Raw genomic sequence first — 14,763 nt, 5'->3', positions numbered from 1 at the left:
ATAACCCGACCAAAGGCACGCAGACATCACCCAGTAAGGGAGATCAGTTGACGTAGTCGATGCGACGGTTCCCTCTCAACTACGAGGCCTTCAGCAACAGCGGCAAAGAAATAGGCGACTTGGGCGGGGTGGGTGGGTCGAGGTCGTGGATGGTGGCGTGCTGTTCGCGGTCCGGCTGCCGGGCGGTGGTGGCGCGGCGGCGGGCGCGTCCTTTGCGGGCGGCGGCCGCGCAGTCGGGGTGTCGGCAGTCGTCGTTGTTGTAGTGGGCTTCTCCGTGGGGCCGGTTGTCGGCGCGGGTCTTGCGGCCGGCGGCGCGGGCGTCGGCGAGGCGGGTGGCGAACTCCTGGTCCTTACGCGCGAGGCGGGCGGGGACGTTGCTGTGGATGCCGACATGCTGCGCGGCTTCGCCCAGGCGCATGCCGGCGGTGATGGCGTCGAGGTACCGGGTCTGCATCGCGTCGTTGAACACGGCCGGCCGGCCGCGGCGGGGGCGGGTACGCGGCGGGGTCACCGGTGTCCCTCGCTGTCCCGGGTGGTGCCGTGCTCGGTGTCGGCTGGGTGGGTCCAGGGCGACCACGTGTTGCCGGTCCGGCACACCGGGGTCTCGACGGTTTGGTGCAGAGCAGCGGACCGCTGGACGAGGCGTCCCATGGCCGTGTATCCGGCTTCGCTGAGTGCGGCGCGGAGCCGGCCGAGGCCTTCGGCGGTCCACTGCGGCTGGACGGTGAGCTTGGCCGCGCGGTAGCCGACGGTCAGGCCGGCTTCCCAGACGGCGCGGATGAGGGTGGCTTCTTCGTCGGGCCACAGGAGTTCGGGGAGCTTGGCGGGCTGGCCGACGGTGTCGAGCATGGCGGCGGCGATGACGCCGGCGAGGTAGTCGCCGCTGGACTGTGCGCGGTCGGCGAGGGCCTGGTCGATGTCCGTCACGTCCGGGGAGGCGGGGGGTGGGGTGGTCATGCGGCGGCCTCCAGGGCGGGTGCGGGTAGCAGGGCGGGAGCGGCGGGTGTTGGGACGACGCGCAGCCGGAGGCCGCGGAGGGTGCCGTCCGGCGCGGCCTTACGCTGCGGGGGGCGGCGGGTGCCGCCGGTACGGGAGCGGCCGGCCCGGGCGTGGGCCGGGCGGGGGGTGAGGAGTTCGAGGGGTTGGTCGGGGGCGATGCGGCGCTGGCGGGTGCCGTCGGTGGTGGGGGCTGCGGCGATGGGCCACAGTCCGTCCCACACGATCCGCGGCACGTCGGGGAGCACTCCGTACTCCAGGGCGGCGAGGAGCAGCTGGTCGCGGGTGGCGGTCTCCTTGTCCAGCCCGAGGAGCCCGCACAGGGCGGAGCGGTGCCAGTTGGTGGTGCGGACGTCCATTCCCGCCCGCCGTGCGACGCGGGACTCGTACAGCTCGACCGCGAGGGCGGCGAGGACTGTCTGTTTCTGCGGGGAGCGGGCTTCGGCGAGGGAGCGGTCGGTGACGGGGTGGGTGCCGGTGCGGCGGGCGATGAGCGCCCGGTGCCGGTCCAGGGCCCGCATGCCGCCCATGACGCCTTCGGGTTCGGCCAGGCGCACGGTCTCCTGCCCGTCGTCGGCCACGTCGACGATCTCGGTGTTGGCGTAGGCGTGGCAGGCGGCCAGCACGGGGCAGCGGCGGCAGATGCCGATCGCGGCCCGCTCCCGCGCGAACCGCTCCTTCTGCGGTTCGGCGCCGTCACCGGTGTACGGCAGCCACGCGTCCAGGGCGACGTCGGGGTTGGCGGCCGCGCGGGTGGGCTGGTCGGGGTCGGGGGCGCAGCCGCGGTACCGGTAGTAGGGGTGGTCGGTCAGAGCGTCACGGGCGGTCTTGGCGGTCATGAGAGGCCCCCTTCCTGCGGGTCGCGGCCGTGGTGGGTGAGTGCGGTGTCCAGGACGTGGTTGGCGGCCGCCAGCACCGCGCCCTCCGCGCGTGCGGCGTCGAGCCGGGCCTTGAGGACGGTGATGTCGCGGTGCTGAAGGGTCTGGGTGAGACGGGCTGCGGCGCGCTCCCGGTCGAGAGCGCGCCGCAGGGTGGATGTCTGGTGTCGTACGACGAGGACGGCGCCGGCGGTGGTGAGGAGGGCGAGAGCCGCGGCGAGGAGGTAGGGGTGCACGGCTTTCACCTCCCTCGGGTGCCGTGAACGTCGGGGTCTCATCGGGGCGGGCCGCTGGTGTCGTACAGCGGGGCCAGCAGCTGGTAGGTGTCGGCCACGATCGCCTCGGCCTGGGCGACGAGCGGCGGCGTCGGCTCCCGGAGGTACGGCACGGGCTCCGCGCGGGGGTGGCGTCGTCGCCACCACGATTCGGCGAGCGCGTACAGGCCGGACGAGCACATGAGGAGGGGGATGAGCAGGGCCAGCAGGATGTCGCCCATGGCGGGGCCTCCCTGGGTGGGTGGTGGACGGCCCCGGCTCGGTGGGGGGCCTACGCGGCTTGTGCGTTCGCTTCGGCTCGGTGACGCTGACGGGCCTCACGGCACGGTTGGCAGACGGGGATGCCGATGCGGTAGTGGTGGCGCGGACCGTCGGTTGTGCCGCAGTGCCCGGTCCAGTCGGGGAAGGCCGCCGGGTCGTCGATGGTGTCGTCGTCCCAGGCCCCCACCGGCGCCCAGCCGTTGCGTGCGGCTGTCGCGAGGGCGGTCGTGTACCAGCGGGCCGGGACGCCGTGCTCGCGCGGGTTGGCCCGCCACAGCTCGTCGTACACCGCCACGACGGCGCGGAGGGTCGACACCCGCACCATGGGGCTGACGATGGTGCGACCGAAGTTCGCCCGCTCCATCCCCAGGCGGCGGGCGATCTCCGACTGCGGCCAGCCCGCGGCCACCAGGGCCTGAAGGCGACGCCTCGTGCCCGTGCCGTCGATCGGCACCACCGGGCCCATGTTCTCCAAGGTGGGCTCCACCGACAGCAGGGCGAGCGCTACCTCGGGCCGCATCCTCTTCGTGGGGGCGAGGTTCCGCGGCCGGTCCCCGTACAGCAGCTTGGACACGGTGCCGGTGGCCACGCCGGCGAGCTTCGCCGCCCGGATCCAGCCGATGCCGAACTCGCCGAGCTGCCGCACATGCGTCCGGACCGGTCCGGCGTCCACGAACGGCTGCCACGTCCCATACGCCATGGCCCGACGCCGGTTGGACTCGTACTGGCTGTTGGCGTGGCAGCACGGGTAGCAGCGGCAGCGGTCCAGGTGGTACTTCGCCGTCGTCCCATGAGAACGCGAGACCGTGCTCATGCGGTGGCCTCCTGCTCCGTGGCTGCCTGGGCGGGGCGGTTGCGGTAGCGGCTCATCCAGGTGTCCAAGGTGGAGCGCTGGATGCCGAGGCGGTCGGCGGCCTGCTGGCGGGTGAAGCCGTCGGCCTCCAGCTCCAACGCGTCCTCGACGGCGGCCAGCCACACAGGTGTCTCACTGCCCGTGTACGGCTCGGCCCCGGCCTCGTCGATCGTGTCGTCGTCCCAGGCGCCGACCGGCTGCCAGTTCAGGCGGCGAGCGTGGTTCCGAGCCCGGCTGTACGCCTGCGCGTCCACGCCGTGCTCGCGGGGGTCGGACTTCCACCGCTGGTCGTACAGGTCGCGTACGGCCCGGGCCGTACGCACAGTGACCTGCTGGCGCCGCAGCAGGGCGCTGAAGTTGACGTCCGTCCACCCCAGAGCCGCTGCCAGGTGGTGCTGCGGCCAGCCCGCGTAGACCAGGGCTTGCAGGCGGCGGTGCGTACCGACCGCGTTGATGACCGTGGCGGCGCCCAGCACCTCCAGCGTCGGCTCCACCGCCAACACCGCAGTGGCAAGGGCGGGCCGTACCCGCTCCTGGGGGCCGGTCCTGCGCTCAGGCCGGCCAGTGAGGATGGCCTGGAGGCGCTTGCGATCCACACCGCTCGCTGCTGCCACGCTCCTGAGCCCGGCTCCGCACGCCTGGAGGTTCCGCAGGTGCTGGCGGACCGTCTCCGCGTCGACGTACGGCGCCCAGGTGCCGTACGCGATCGCCCGCTCCCGGGCCGCGTTGTACTGGGAGACGGCGAACCCGCACCGGTAGCACCGGCAGCCGTCCAGCTTGTAGCGGGCGTATCCGTGGTCCCGTTCCGAAGCACCGTTCATCAGGCGGCGCTCCTTCCCGTGTCGCCGCCCTGGGCGGCCTTCAGCTCGGTGATGCGGGCGTTCAGCAGGTCCTCGATCCGGGTGGGGACCTTGGGAGACCCGAACGGGACGACCTCGTCCAAGAGCCCCTTGTGCCGGGCCTCGGCCAGGTTCTGCTCCATGGCGGCCACGTGTTCCCAGCCGTTGCGGACCTTCTGCAGGAAGGCGCTGGTCTTCTGCGTGGCCAGCAGTTCGCGGATCCGGTCATCGAGGATCTCCCCGAACAGGCGGATCTGTCCTGCCGCGTCGGCTACCTGGGACTCGTGGAAGTTCTCCTCGCCGACCATCACCTTCACGGTCCGGAGGCCTTCGACGTTGCCCCACCGCTTCCGCATCAGCGCGTGCAGGTCGTCCAAGCGGTCCTCGCGGGACGGCTCGGCGGACATCTTCTGCTTCTGCGCGTCGGCTTCGACCATGTCGGTCTTCGACCACAGGTTCAGTGCCGCCCCGAACCGCATACCGGCGTTCCGCAGGGCGTCGCCGATGGCTTCCTTCACCGCGTTCGGCCCGGTCTTTCCCTGGGAGTCGCCGTAGCCGAGACGCGTGTGGCCGGCGACGGTCAGCCGGATCCACAGACCGCCGTTGGGGTCGAACTTCGGCAGACCGTCAGCGTCGAAGGCGAGCGGTTCCCACGTCCACAGCGCGTCGGCTTCCAGGAGACGGCCGGTGAGTTCGGCGTGGCCGACGTAGTCCAGGTGCAGGTGACCGCTGGTCATGGTGCTGTCGCACTCGGAGCACCGCTTGCGGGTGTGCTCGTCGCAGACCTTGTACGGGGCCTTGTTGCACTTGCCGCACCAGATCTTGGGGAGCTTGGAGATCTGCGCCGGCAGGAACGGTTCGCGCAGCTTGGCGAGGGCGTCGAGCTGGTTTTGGGTGTGCGAGGTGGGGCCCTCCGCCGTCGTGCTGGCGGGGGCCTCGACGGCTTGCGCCATGAGGTCTCTCCTATGGGGTTGTCGCGCGGTGCGGCGGGCGGGGTGGTTGTCGGCGTCCAGCCCCGCCGCGCACGGGCGCGGGCTAGGACTTGTCGTCCGGTTCGGCCGTGTCCAGGCCGTAGGTCTCGATCAGCCACGCGGCGGCGAGCCTCGCCTCGGTGACCGTCCACCCGAGCTCGGCCGACACGACCTCCGCGCGCTCGCGGGCCCGGCGGCGCAGTTCGTCGTCGGGGCGGACGTTCAGGTTGCCCTTCTTACCGGTGGCACCCGAGTTGCGGGCCGCGCGCTGCGGCTGCCGGGGCGTCCACCTGCCTTCGACGAACGCGCGGAAGCCCTCGGACACGTCCTGGCTGAGGGAGCTGCCTTCGGCCGCGGCCGCGGCCTTGAGCTGCTCGCGGATGCCGAGGTCGATGTAGATGGGCAGGTTGTCGCCCGGGGTGTAGTCCGGGCGCAGGAGCTTCCAGCCGCCGGGGGCGAGGACCGCGTCGAGGGCGGCCGTGGCCTTGGCGGCGTCCTTGTGGTCGGAGGCGCGCAGCAGCTTGGCGGCGGTGGTCAGGCCGGCTCGGGCGTCGGTGCTGGTGAGGCGGCTTGTACGGCGGGCCACGGTGGGTCCTTTCGGCGGGCGCCGGCCGGACGTCGAGTGGCGGTTCGGCGGGCGCGTGCGGGGGTTGGCCACGCCAGTCTCCTCCATAGCTGATTGCTGACGCCATACGGTATGGCGCCATGTCGTGCCCCGGGACCGTCCCGGTGTCCCAACCGTACGGCATAACCTATTGCCAGCGCAATGGGTTATGGGTAGGGTGGGCACCACACCACACACCAAGGGGACACCGTGAAGCAGCAGACGAAGCGCCAGGCCCTCCGCCAGCGGACCCGCGAACAGCGCGCCACCCGCCGCGCCCGCAAGGCCGTCGCCACCGGAACCCCCCAGACCGCCCGCACCCACCTCCTCGCCACCGGCATCGACCCCACCACCGCCAAGCGCTACGCCCCCGCCTTCTCCCGAGGCGTAGCCGCCACAACAACCAGCGAGACATCCATCAAACTGAAGGGGCGCACCCGCAAGGCGGTCACCGTCAAGCTGTACGACCAGACCGCCTTCGCCGCCCGCCCGGCCAACCCCATCGCCGCCGCCCGCTTCGAGCAGGCCGCCCACACCCTCGCCGCCTAGGAGAGCCACATGCCGTACTACCGGGTCGAATCCACCACCAGCAACTACCCCTCCCCGAACGACTGGGAAGTCACCCTGGTGACAACCCGCCGTAAGCGGGCCATGGCTGCCGTCTCCTCTTTCGACGACCGTCCGTACCCCAACAGGACGCGGTGGCAGCGCCTCATTGAGAACGACGCCATCGTCGTGATCCGCGGACGACGCAAGCCGCGCATCGAGTGCGCTGGCAGGGACAGCTCGGGTGTTCAGCGCTGGTGGATCCGTCAGGTCGATAAGGACGGAATCGGCAGTAGCAGCTCTGCCGCGGGCCCCCTGCCCGACGTCTTCGACCAGATCATGCGCAGCCACCAGTGGTACATCGAACGCCACCGGCTGGGCCGGGCGTAGCAAAGGCCACCGCCCCGAACCGGGGTGGTGGCCTTGATCAGTCACACGAATCGCGCACGCGCAGCGTAGCCCACCACCTCGGCAAGCCGCCAGACCCCAGGGACACTTGACCCATGGCCCGACGACCCGCCACCCAGCCCACCCTCGTCGACGACCCCATAACCGGCTACCGACACCGCTACTGCCGACGCTGCGGGCGTGAGCTGACGAGCCCCGGATCCCGCCTCATCGGATACGGGACCGATTGCGACCCCGCCCGCCGGCCACCCGCCGCACCCGTCCACGACATCGACCAGGACACCCTGCCCGGCACATAGGTCGGCGGCCCCGCGCACGTGCGAAGTGACCGCGAGGCCGCCAGGGCGCCGTCCTGTCGATACGCCCTACCCGGACCGTACGGCCCCCGCCGCCATCCCGCCCGCCGGCGGCCCCGGGAGCGGTACCGCCTCCACCGCGCGGCGCAGCTGCTCCATCGTCGTCGGCAACGGCGACCAGCCCGGCGCCCCGGCCATCACCAGGTTCAGCACCGTGACCCCCTTGGTGTACGACTTGCGCAGCGACCCCCGGCGCACCGTGATCCCCGCCGGCCCGGCCTTCGACGCCTGCAGCGTCACCCACAAAGCCGACCGGCCCCCCGTCACCGGCAACGCGTCCACCACCCGCTGACGCACCTGAAGCCACCGGCGGACCGCGACCCGCGACCCCTCCCGCAGCGGGTACCACTCCACCTCCGGCAGCGGCCCCAGCTCCTCCACCGCCGCCAACACCCGCTGCCGCGTCGCCTCCGACACCTGCTCCAGCCTGCCACCCAGCACCTCCCGCACCCGCCCCGGATGCACCCGGGCCAGCGCGGCGATCTCCTCCACCCGGTTCGGCGGCGCCTTCTGCTGCCGCCGCCGCACCCCCACCGCCTCCAGCCCCGGCGCCAGGTCCTCCAGCCGTAGGCCCGCCAGCTCCCCCGTCCTCGCCCCCGTGTCGAGCACGATCGCCACCATCGCCAGCAGCCGCGCCCGCTCCTCCACCGACATCCCCCAGGCCCCCGGATCCCACCGGCCCCGGCCGGCCATGTCCGCCAACTCCCGGTACAGCACCGCCCGCGCCCGCGGGTCAACCGTGTCCTTCAGCTCCGGCTGCTCCAGCACCGGCAACGCGACCGCCTTCTCCGGCACCACCAAGCCGGCCAGGATCGCCAGGCAGTCCCGCACGATCCGCAGCGACGCCAGCGACAGCGGCCGGCCCACGTCCTTCGCCACCGACCGCAGCTCACCTGCCGCCGCCAGACCCCAGAACGGGCGCAGCGCCGCCCACGTGAACAACTGCCCAGCCGTACGCCCGGCCCGGCCCGGCATCTCCGGCCGCCCCACCGCCCGGTCGAACATGCCCACCAGCATCCACAGCTGCTTGCCCCGCGCCGCCGACACCTGCACCGGCAGCCCGCCCGCCCCCGGGATCGGCTTCCGGGCCTCCCACCGTGACGGGTCGCGCGGCGCCACCTCCTCCACCACCGCGGCCAGCTGCCGCACCGACGACGCGCTGTACTGCCCTCTGGCCACCCTGGTCCTCCTACAGCCCGATGTTCGTGAGCGGGTTCCGCTCGTCCAGGCCGTCGGCTTCCTCCACGTACCCCTGGAAAGCCTTGGACCCGTCGGCCCATCCTCCATGCCTGCTGGTATGGATGGGGTCGGCCTTCGCCATGAGGGCAGCCGTAGCGAACCCTCGGCGCAACGAGTGGGAGCGCCACCGGCCACTCATGCCCACGGCAGCCATGGACAGCTCCACGACGTCGGAGATGGCGTCCACGGTCACCCGGCCGGTCGGATCGCCGACCTGGACACCGCCGCGGTAGATGGGCGGATTGAGGTAGCCCCACCGGTCGATGCGCATGAACAGCGGCCCGCTCGTATGCTCCTGGCCGGCCAGGGCCTCCAGGTACTCGCGGGTCGCAGCCACCGGGCACGTCTGTGGCGCCGAGCCGTACTTCACCGTGACGTTCTGCCACTTCTTGTTCTTCACCCGGTAGATCCGCACCCGAATCCCCACACCCTGAAGCTCCGCAGGTTCGGTGACCGACTCCACGTTCAGCAAGGTCAGCTCGACAGCGCGCGCCGCGCAGGCGAAGCCCAGCAGCAGGATCGCCGCGTCCCGCTTCCCCTTCAGCGTCGTGCGGTCCACCACGGACAGCGCCTTCTGCAGCACCGCCGGAACCGCGGGCGACGTCTTACGCGCACGGGCCTGCGCGGAGTCCGCCGCGGACAGCTTCCGCCGGTACCCGGCAACGACCTTCCGGGCACCCTTCGTCTCCGGCGGCTGCACCCCGGCCGCGCTGTGCATCGTGCGGATGGACGCGATGATCCGCTCCATGGTCGACGGGCTATACGGCCGCCCGGTGCGCGGTCGCGGAGTGCGGGTCAGATGAGAGATGTAGTGGGAGACCGTCTGGGGCGCCGCCGGCATGGCGCGCCGGCCGACGGTACGGCACCACGCGGTGTACTCGGCGAAGTCCCGCTGATAGGCCGTGCTCGTGGACGCGGCGATGCCCGCCTCAATGTCCTCCCGGACCTCCTCCGGGAGCCAGGCATCCGGGTCGTTCTTGGCGTCCGGCCGAACGAGAGCCGCGCCCTTGCCGGTGGCGGGGAGCCGCTCGTCCTCGACCAGCTCCGCCTCCACCACCTCCGTGCCGTCCTCGTTCACGACCCGGTCACCTCACCCATCCAGCGCCGCAGCGCAGCCACATCCTCGGGTGAGGCGTGCTCCTGGGCGTACCTCATGACGACCGCGTACAGGGCGCCCTCCAGGTGCTGGTGCTCCTCGAACTGCCGCAGGACGGCCCGGGAGAAGTCCCCGATGCTCGGGTCCCCCTGCTCGTCGGCGCGGGCTGCGGCGTCGTGGAAGGCCGCGGTCACCAGCAGATGCGCGGTCGCCTCGTCCTCCGGGCTCATGGCCGCCACTCGTCCTCGAAGCCCAGCCGATCGGCGTACGCCAGGAGCAGGTCGTCGAGATCCGGGCACCCTCCGTCGGCGTGGGCATGGCCGCCGTCGTCGCAGTGGCCTCGGCCTGTGCCGCACTGGGCATGGCGTTCCAACGTCCGCCGCTTGGCCTTGACCACGGACAGCACCTGCTCCGGATCATGCCGGACGATGTGCTCCGCGATGCCAGCCCAGTTGCCGTTGGCGCACTCCTCCGCACGTTTCCCATCGGAAGCGATGATGACGCCGGTGTCGCCGACCTGCCGCCAGATGCTCTTCACCCTGCGCGCTGTCCGCTCGTCTCCGGCGAGTTGAGCACGCAGGAAGGCCAGTTTCATGTTCAGCGATGATGGCTCCATAGAAGGAACATTATCTGGAGCCAGACGTGATGATGCCCCCGACGCGGCATCCGCCAGGGGCACTTGGTCGAACAGTTCGATTCTTCGTCAGGAGCGATCCTAAGCTCCGACCCCTCGCGCGACCCGATCGCTCTTGACGCCTCGACAGGCGTCCAGTCTGGGTGAACTAGTCCGGTATGAGGGAAATTATACGAGGGTGATCACTCGGGGAACCCTCCGCAGCGCCGAACACGCAGCGCCACCGCGTCGTCCCCGAACACGTTATGCGCTTGCCCCAGGGCGATTCTGCGTGCCTCGACGTCCAGGAAAGTCCGGGTGGCCGTCGAACTGCTGAGCTTCAACGCGCATCCACTCCAGGTAGTCCATGGCAACCCGGTCCCCGTGTTCGGCGTGTACGACGAACCGACCGTAGGTCTCACCGAGCATCCGGTGATACTTCGGCATCCGGCCGGCTTCCTCGAAGCGCTGCTGGAGGAAGCCGTACCAGCGATGGCCCGCACCGAGCAACGCAGCAGCGGGAGGCGTGATTTTGGCGGTCATGCCCTGCGCAACGACCAGTGCTCCGCTCCAGTCACCCAGCTGCGGTTCGGCATGTTACCGAGATCTTCAATCGGGGATCGGTCCGCGTAACACACACGTTATGCGGATCCCCAGAAACGATCCTAAGCGCGACACCCATTTCACCGCCGACGCCCATGCCCGCTGTACCAGGGCAACGCCAGACCGTCGTTCTCCGCCCGCGGGACCAGGTGCAGGTGAAGGTGGAACACCGACTGGGTCGCCGCCCTGCCCCGCGAGGTGATGACGTTCATCGGCCGGTCGCCGGCAGCGAGTTCCGCCGCGCGCCGCATCGCGGCCGCCGACACCTCCGGGTCCTCACCGAAGTCCGCGACGTGCTGCTTGGGGATGACGAGAGTGTGGCCGTCGACGACCGGGCCGAGCGGAACCAGAGCCAGCGCGTCGTCCCACTCGCGCACGACGGTGGCCGGCGCCCGCCCGGCGACGATCTCGCAGAACACACACGGGTCCGAAGACGTCATGCGGCGAGCGTACGCCCCATGCCCGCTACCAATCCCCTGGATCAGACCCGCCGATCACGCCAGAACGAGGCGTCTGTGATGCCTGTCACTTTCGTGGACCGCGAGTCCGTTCCGAAGCGTTCCGTGGCGTGCCGATGCGTTCCGTTGCATGACCACCGTCGTACCCAGCCACCCACAAGTTGTGGTCTCGCGAACGGTGTTGGTGCCGAGCACCAGTAGACTGTCCGGCAACGCAGAAGGAGCCCTGCAACCCCGACGACGGTTTCCAGGCCACTGGTCGGGAGGGCTCCCTGCGTTGCCAACCCACCCACACGTAAGTAGGGAGTTGTTTCGCGTGAAACACCGTACCAAGGATTCCTGGGGCGAGGACAGGCGGCCGTCCCGTCTGCTCCGTCACCTGCGAGAACTCTGGCGGCGTGTCCACACTTCCCGGTGGATCCCCAGGCGGGAGCACCGTCTCCACGTCCACCTGGCCCAGGGCATCGTCTACGGCGTCGGCAGCGGCGCCGTCAGCCTCCTGATCCTCTGGGCCGAGAACCGCTTCTGAACACCCCGCACAGCGCAGTACCAGGGGCCCGCCACCACACCGGTGGCGGGCCCTGCTCATGCCCGAGCAGGGGCAACACGGAGCGGGATCCGGGACATCATCGACATCGTCACCACCTTCCCGCGCCGTGAGGACCAGCCGTGACCGACATCGAACTGCGCTCCGACGTCACCGTCGACCTGGTCAAGCACACCGCCGCCGACACCGACGTCCTGTGGGCCGCCCGCGTCTCCACCGCCGGCGAGCAGGCACAGAACATCCCGGACGAGCGGGACGAGGACAAGCTCGCGGCCCGCGACATGGGGCTGATCAACTAGCGGGAGATCGAGATGGTCGGCGAGCAGATGGAAGCCCACTGGGCCCGGCTGATGCCGCTGACGCAGGAGGCGTTCAACACGAACGGCCGGGTCGCGCCGTAGAGCGGAGCGGACAGGTTCGCATGATCGGGTTATTTAGTGTGGATTTCTATTGGACAAAGACGCAGGTCAGGGCATGAAAGAAGGGCCTGTCCCCCGTAGGGGACAGGCCAGTCACAGCGGAGTCGGAGACGTCTGATCGGCTTCGGGCCCGTCGGCCGGGGGTTGCGGAGGTGGCTCCTGCCAGCCGAGGTCCACCTGGGTCTCGAGGTCGGCGGCGCCTTCGTCAAGGCGACGGACAGCTGGTCGGTCTGACGGCATCTCGCCCACGGTCACACTCCAGTTCGACTGTGTTTCTGGGCCTTGATGACCATCCTGGTGCGCTGCACCATCAGCAGCGCGATGGCGAGCACGACGACCGTGCGGACCAGTCGCAGAACCGCCGCCGGGCACCCGGTCGGCCACAGGCTGATGAGCACGGTGTAGAGGAACAGGGCCCCGAAGGCTGCCCCGGCGGCCATCAGGTTCCGCCCGGTGTCCGAGCGCCACCAGGGCGCCCGCCAGTGGTACACCACCACGAAAACGGCACACGCGAGCGCCGCGACTGCCGACACGGTCACGTTCAGCCACATGTCGATGCTCCACTCCTGCATCACGGCACTTCTCCTTCCAGCGCCATCCGGATCCGGCTCGCGAAATGGTTCGCCTCGCGCTCACGCCGGATCCTCGCCGCCTGCGCCAGCACCATCGGCCGGCGCTTCTCCGCCTCTTCGCGCGCGGAGATGGCCCGCTCTAGAGCGCCCTCGGCCGCGCGCTGCCCGGGGGTGGGCTTACCTTGGCGGGCCAGTCGCTTGATCCACCCGATCATCTGGCGTCACCTCCCCCCGCTGGACCGGCGGGCGGGGCAACGAGTTCAGCACCTGGTTGCCGAGCCGGGCCATCTCCAGGAGCTCGCCGACTTGCTCCCGCTCGGCTTGCCGCGCCTTCTCCGATTCGCTGTGGGCCGCGCGCCAGGTGTCCCGCTCCTCCCGCATGTCATCCAGGGTGCGGCGGGGCACCAGGCGCCCGGTCAGGATCAGCATCACGACCAGGGCGATGAGAGTGGTGGGACCTGCGGCGGCCACCGGGAGTCCGAGCACGTCACCGCCCATGGTCGCCTCCTGCGGGTCGCGGTAAGAAGGGCTGCCCGAGGGTTGGTGCTTGGCTCACCTCGCTACGCCGTGCCCAGCGGTCCGGTCTTGACGACGCTGGTCCGTTCGAGCCGGGTCGACGGCACGGGGGCCTCGACGTCGCGGCGCTCCACGACGGCCAGGACCGCGGCGACGATGCTCATCCAGCCGGCCTGCTGCTCGGCGCTCATCTCGAGGCCGAAGCCGAGGAACAGGGCGAGCGCGGCCTGTGAGAGCTGGAGGATGGCCGCGTACACGGCGCCGGTCTTGAGGACGACCGCGGAGATGACCGCGACGACGCAGGCCAGGAAGGTGTTGAGGAGGGCCTGCTGTGTGTCGCTGATCTCGATGCCGTAGGCGGCCAGCAGCTTGAGGAAGACGGCGATGGCGGCCAGGATCACGACCGGTTCACGTCCGAAGATCTTCATGTGTCTCTCGTTTCGGTGTGCTGGGCTTCGGCTTCTTCCTCGGCCCGGGAGAGTTCGTGGCGGGATGGCCCGGCTACTGGCCAGCCGGCACCAGGTAGTCGCCGGTGACGACCCGATGGGTGAGCTTGCTGGTGGTGCCGTTGTCGGTGCGGGCCTTGACCTGGAACCGCAACGTCTTGCCGGCGGGGACGTCGTGGTTGTGCAGGAACTGCGGCAGGCGCAGGGCGTCGAACTCGCCGAGATCGCCGTAGCCGGAGGCGCCAGTGCCGTCGACGTTGGTGAGGATGAAGCGGCCGGTCACGAAGGCCTGAGTGCCGGGGGCGAAGGTGAGCTGGACGTAGGTGGGGCCGACGAGCTGGCGGGGGCCGGAGTGGATGACGGCGTCGGTGAACGCGAGGGTGGTCCACTCGTTGTCGGCGAGGTCGACGTCGACGGGGTTCGATTCGTCGACCTTGGCGATTGCCATGTCGGTCTCCTGTTCGGGCGCGGGGCTGGTCGGAGCGCTGGGGGGCGGAATCTGGACGGTGGCCCGGCGGACGATCCCGGGGAAGACGACCTCGCGGAACTGGCGCACACGGGCGTCGCCGGGGCAGGCGGTGCCGGACACGGCCCAGGCGGAGTGGAGGCGGTGGTAGCCGTATCCGGGGTCGTCGTGGGTGCGGCAGATCCGCAGCGGGATGCCGTGCCGCTGGTGGAGCCAGACGCCGAGGCGGATGAGCATTTCGACCTGATCGTCGGTCCACGGATCGGTGCCCTTGGTGTTCGACGCAGTCTCGATACTGACGGCGCCGGTGCCGTCCGGCCGCCGGTTCGCTGCGGCGTTCGCGTCGGCGCGGGTCTCGGTGCCGATGAACTGGCCCAAGTCGCCCGCATAGCCGAGCCCAAAATGGCTCTCAAGGTTCGTCGAGTCGCGCCAGTACTCGTAGGTCCGCTTCGCGGTCCAGGGGGCGATGATCGAGTGGACGATGAACTGCGTCGGCCGGATCGCGGGCTGGGCGTCCGACTCGGGTTGCAGTTCCATTCTGGTGGCGAAGGGGCACCAGGCCATGGGTCCTCCAGGGGGATGGTGCGGCTCAGCCCACGGCGGGTGCGGAGTCGACGGTGACGGCGGAGGCGGGCACCCAGTAGCCGGTGAGCCCGCCTGCGGTGATCTGGAACATGGGCCGGCCGTTGACGACGGCCCGCCTGTCAGTGGGCGCGTTGGACGGCGCCGGGAAGGCGACAATCTTCACGCCGGTCTCGGTGCCGTCGCTGGCCACCCGGTAGGCGGCCACCGGCTCGTTAC

The 14,763-nt window shown here is 70.6% G+C and carries 25 protein-coding genes and 2 pseudogenes; 7 read left to right on the top strand and 20 right to left on the bottom strand.

What is annotated here, in order from left to right; translation table 11 throughout:
- Positions 1–79: 79 nt before the first annotated feature.
- From IE109_RS28705 to IE109_RS28665, 9 genes are all read right to left on the bottom strand, one after another.
- Positions 80–511, bottom strand: coding sequence for a hypothetical protein (locus IE109_RS28705; protein WP_189554279.1), 432 nt, complete (start codon positions 509–511; stop codon positions 80–82).
- Complete coding sequence (locus IE109_RS28700; RefSeq protein ID WP_189554278.1) at positions 508–957, bottom strand: hypothetical protein; 450 nt, start codon at positions 955–957, stop codon at positions 508–510. Before IE109_RS28700 ends, IE109_RS28705 begins: the two co-directional genes overlap by 4 nt.
- Positions 954–1,835, bottom strand: coding sequence for a WhiB family transcriptional regulator (locus IE109_RS28695; protein ID WP_189554277.1), 882 nt, complete (start codon positions 1,833–1,835; stop codon positions 954–956). Before IE109_RS28695 ends, IE109_RS28700 begins: the two co-directional genes overlap by 4 nt.
- A complete protein-coding gene (locus IE109_RS28690) occupies positions 1,832–2,110 on the bottom strand; it encodes a hypothetical protein (protein ID WP_189554276.1) in 279 nt (92 codons plus the stop codon). The genes IE109_RS28695 and IE109_RS28690 overlap by 4 nt, the downstream gene beginning before the upstream one ends.
- A 38-nt stretch (positions 2,111–2,148) precedes the next feature.
- On the bottom strand, positions 2,149–2,370 hold the full coding sequence (locus IE109_RS28685) for a hypothetical protein (protein WP_189554275.1): 222 nt from the start codon (positions 2,368–2,370) through the stop codon (positions 2,149–2,151).
- Positions 2,371–2,420: 50 nt separating this feature from the next.
- Positions 2,421–3,224, bottom strand: a complete 804-nt coding sequence (locus IE109_RS28680) for a hypothetical protein (protein ID WP_189554274.1) — start codon at positions 3,222–3,224, stop codon at positions 2,421–2,423.
- A complete protein-coding gene (locus IE109_RS28675; RefSeq protein WP_189554273.1) occupies positions 3,221–4,084 on the bottom strand; it encodes a helix-turn-helix domain-containing protein in 864 nt (287 codons plus the stop codon). The genes IE109_RS28680 and IE109_RS28675 overlap by 4 nt, the downstream gene beginning before the upstream one ends.
- On the bottom strand, positions 4,084–5,055 hold the full coding sequence (locus IE109_RS28670) for a hypothetical protein (RefSeq protein WP_189554272.1): 972 nt from the start codon (positions 5,053–5,055) through the stop codon (positions 4,084–4,086). The genes IE109_RS28675 and IE109_RS28670 overlap by 1 nt, the downstream gene beginning before the upstream one ends.
- An 82-nt stretch (positions 5,056–5,137) precedes the next feature.
- A complete protein-coding gene (locus IE109_RS28665) occupies positions 5,138–5,659 on the bottom strand; it encodes a hypothetical protein (RefSeq protein ID WP_189554271.1) in 522 nt (173 codons plus the stop codon).
- A gap of 228 nt (positions 5,660–5,887) precedes the next feature.
- On the opposite strand from IE109_RS28665, the gene IE109_RS33795 reads away from it, so the two are divergent.
- From IE109_RS33795 to IE109_RS28650, 3 genes are all read left to right on the top strand, one after another.
- Positions 5,888–6,226: a hypothetical protein gene (locus IE109_RS33795; protein ID WP_189554270.1), complete on the top strand. Its 339-nt coding sequence runs from the start codon at positions 5,888–5,890 to the stop codon at positions 6,224–6,226.
- 9 nt (positions 6,227–6,235) lie between these two features.
- Entirely contained in the window at positions 6,236–6,613 is a 378-nt protein-coding gene (locus IE109_RS28655) for a hypothetical protein (RefSeq protein ID WP_189554269.1), read from the top strand.
- Between the two features lie 113 nt (positions 6,614–6,726).
- Positions 6,727–6,930: a DUF6011 domain-containing protein gene (locus IE109_RS28650; protein WP_189554268.1), complete on the top strand. Its 204-nt coding sequence runs from the start codon at positions 6,727–6,729 to the stop codon at positions 6,928–6,930.
- A 66-nt stretch (positions 6,931–6,996) separates the two neighbouring features.
- Here the strand turns inward: IE109_RS28650 and IE109_RS28645 are convergent, their stop codons facing one another.
- From IE109_RS28645 to IE109_RS28630, 4 genes are read right to left on the bottom strand one after another with little or no spacing between them, the layout of a single operon-like run.
- Positions 6,997–8,166 carry a LacI family DNA-binding transcriptional regulator gene (locus IE109_RS28645; RefSeq protein ID WP_189554267.1) on the bottom strand — a complete coding sequence of 390 codons (1,170 nt, stop codon included), beginning with the start codon at positions 8,164–8,166 and terminating at the stop codon, positions 6,997–6,999.
- A gap of 10 nt (positions 8,167–8,176) precedes the next feature.
- The gene (locus IE109_RS28640) at positions 8,177–9,304 is read right to left on the bottom strand and encodes a site-specific integrase (RefSeq protein ID WP_189554266.1); all 1,128 of its coding nucleotides are present in this window, start codon (positions 9,302–9,304) and stop codon (positions 8,177–8,179) included.
- Complete coding sequence (locus tag IE109_RS28635; RefSeq protein WP_189554265.1) at positions 9,301–9,552, bottom strand: hypothetical protein; 252 nt, start codon at positions 9,550–9,552, stop codon at positions 9,301–9,303. Before IE109_RS28635 ends, IE109_RS28640 begins: the two co-directional genes overlap by 4 nt.
- Entirely contained in the window at positions 9,549–9,917 is a 369-nt protein-coding gene (locus IE109_RS28630; RefSeq protein WP_189554264.1) for a DUF6221 family protein, read from the bottom strand. Before IE109_RS28630 ends, IE109_RS28635 begins: the two co-directional genes overlap by 4 nt.
- A gap of 336 nt (positions 9,918–10,253) precedes the next feature.
- On the opposite strand from IE109_RS28630, the gene IE109_RS28625 reads away from it, so the two are divergent.
- Complete coding sequence (locus tag IE109_RS28625; RefSeq protein WP_189554263.1) at positions 10,254–10,568, top strand: hypothetical protein; 315 nt, start codon at positions 10,254–10,256, stop codon at positions 10,566–10,568.
- Positions 10,569–10,618: 50 nt separating this feature from the next.
- On the opposite strand, the gene IE109_RS28620 is transcribed toward IE109_RS28625, so the two are convergent.
- Positions 10,619–10,978 (bottom strand): HIT family protein, encoded by a 360-nt coding sequence (locus IE109_RS28620; protein WP_189554262.1) that lies wholly within the window; start codon positions 10,976–10,978, stop codon positions 10,619–10,621.
- Between the two features lie 334 nt (positions 10,979–11,312).
- Here IE109_RS28620 and IE109_RS28615 point away from each other — a divergent pair, with 334 nt between their 5' ends.
- The 3 genes and pseudogenes from IE109_RS28615 to IE109_RS34135 all read left to right on the top strand — a co-directional run.
- Positions 11,313–11,525 (top strand): hypothetical protein, encoded by a 213-nt coding sequence (locus IE109_RS28615; RefSeq protein ID WP_189554261.1) that lies wholly within the window; start codon positions 11,313–11,315, stop codon positions 11,523–11,525.
- Between the two features lie 140 nt (positions 11,526–11,665).
- Complete coding sequence (locus IE109_RS34140; RefSeq protein ID WP_373297796.1) at positions 11,666–11,842, top strand: hypothetical protein; 177 nt, start codon at positions 11,666–11,668, stop codon at positions 11,840–11,842.
- Positions 11,843–11,944: pseudogene (locus IE109_RS34135) on the top strand (FAD-dependent thymidylate synthase); the annotation flags it as partial. It abuts the gene before it with no gap.
- Positions 11,945–12,213: 269 nt separating this feature from the next.
- On the opposite strand, the gene IE109_RS28605 reads toward IE109_RS34135, so the two are convergent.
- The 6 genes and pseudogenes from IE109_RS28605 to IE109_RS28580 form a co-directional block, all read right to left on the bottom strand.
- Positions 12,214–12,534, bottom strand: coding sequence for a putative phage holin (locus IE109_RS28605; RefSeq protein WP_189554260.1), 321 nt, complete (start codon positions 12,532–12,534; stop codon positions 12,214–12,216).
- Positions 12,534–12,749: a DUF7620 family protein gene (locus IE109_RS28600; protein WP_189554259.1), complete on the bottom strand. Its 216-nt coding sequence runs from the start codon at positions 12,747–12,749 to the stop codon at positions 12,534–12,536. Before IE109_RS28600 ends, IE109_RS28605 begins: the two co-directional genes overlap by 1 nt.
- The gene (locus IE109_RS28595; RefSeq protein WP_189554258.1) at positions 12,712–13,032 is read right to left on the bottom strand and encodes a hypothetical protein; all 321 of its coding nucleotides are present in this window, start codon (positions 13,030–13,032) and stop codon (positions 12,712–12,714) included. Before IE109_RS28595 ends, IE109_RS28600 begins: the two co-directional genes overlap by 38 nt.
- Positions 13,033–13,094: 62 nt before the next feature.
- Positions 13,095–13,478 (bottom strand): hypothetical protein, encoded by a 384-nt coding sequence (locus IE109_RS28590; RefSeq protein WP_189554257.1) that lies wholly within the window; start codon positions 13,476–13,478, stop codon positions 13,095–13,097.
- A 73-nt stretch (positions 13,479–13,551) separates the two neighbouring features.
- Entirely contained in the window at positions 13,552–14,526 is a 975-nt protein-coding gene (locus IE109_RS28585; protein WP_189554256.1) for a peptidoglycan recognition protein family protein, read from the bottom strand.
- A 25-nt stretch (positions 14,527–14,551) separates the two neighbouring features.
- Positions 14,552–14,763, bottom strand: a pseudogene (locus IE109_RS28580) (D-glucuronyl C5-epimerase family protein); the annotation flags it as partial.

This window comes from Streptomyces lavendofoliae (assembly GCF_014649735.1).
In the GTDB taxonomy this organism is placed as follows: Bacteria; Actinomycetota; Actinomycetes; order Streptomycetales; family Streptomycetaceae; genus Streptomyces; species Streptomyces lavendofoliae.
Note: the sequence above shows the minus strand (reverse complement) of the source record. Positions and strands in the feature narration are given on the sequence as shown.

Bases quoted from the DNA above. Each gene is read 5' to 3' on its own strand.
- IE109_RS28685 (WP_189554275.1), bottom strand. From the start codon at position 2,370: ATGGGCGACATCCTGCTGGCCCTGCTCATCCCCCTCCTCATGTGCTCG.
- IE109_RS28675 (WP_189554273.1), bottom strand. From the start codon at position 4,084: ATGAACGGTGCTTCGGAACGGGACCACGGATACGCCCGCTACAAGCTG.
- IE109_RS28655 (WP_189554269.1), top strand. From the start codon at position 6,236: ATGCCGTACTACCGGGTCGAATCCACCACCAGCAACTACCCCTCCCCG.
- IE109_RS28700 (WP_189554278.1), bottom strand. From the start codon at position 957: ATGACCACCCCACCCCCCGCCTCCCCGGACGTGACGGACATCGACCAG.
- IE109_RS28620 (WP_189554262.1), bottom strand. From the start codon at position 10,978: ATGACGTCTTCGGACCCGTGTGTGTTCTGCGAGATCGTCGCCGGGCGG.
- IE109_RS28590 (WP_189554257.1), bottom strand. From the start codon at position 13,478: ATGAAGATCTTCGGACGTGAACCGGTCGTGATCCTGGCCGCCATCGCC.
- IE109_RS28595 (WP_189554258.1), bottom strand. From the start codon at position 13,032: ATGGGCGGTGACGTGCTCGGACTCCCGGTGGCCGCCGCAGGTCCCACC.
- IE109_RS28650 (WP_189554268.1), top strand. From the start codon at position 6,727: ATGGCCCGACGACCCGCCACCCAGCCCACCCTCGTCGACGACCCCATA.
- IE109_RS28695 (WP_189554277.1), bottom strand. From the start codon at position 1,835: ATGACCGCCAAGACCGCCCGTGACGCTCTGACCGACCACCCCTACTAC.
- IE109_RS28635 (WP_189554265.1), bottom strand. From the start codon at position 9,552: ATGAGCCCGGAGGACGAGGCGACCGCGCATCTGCTGGTGACCGCGGCC.
- IE109_RS28680 (WP_189554274.1), bottom strand. From the start codon at position 3,224: ATGAGCACGGTCTCGCGTTCTCATGGGACGACGGCGAAGTACCACCTG.
- IE109_RS28600 (WP_189554259.1), bottom strand. From the start codon at position 12,749: ATGATCGGGTGGATCAAGCGACTGGCCCGCCAAGGTAAGCCCACCCCC.
- IE109_RS28630 (WP_189554264.1), bottom strand. From the start codon at position 9,917: ATGAAACTGGCCTTCCTGCGTGCTCAACTCGCCGGAGACGAGCGGACA.
- IE109_RS28670 (WP_189554272.1), bottom strand. From the start codon at position 5,055: ATGGCGCAAGCCGTCGAGGCCCCCGCCAGCACGACGGCGGAGGGCCCC.
- IE109_RS28585 (WP_189554256.1), bottom strand. From the start codon at position 14,526: ATGGCCTGGTGCCCCTTCGCCACCAGAATGGAACTGCAACCCGAGTCG.
- IE109_RS28605 (WP_189554260.1), bottom strand. From the start codon at position 12,534: ATGCAGGAGTGGAGCATCGACATGTGGCTGAACGTGACCGTGTCGGCA.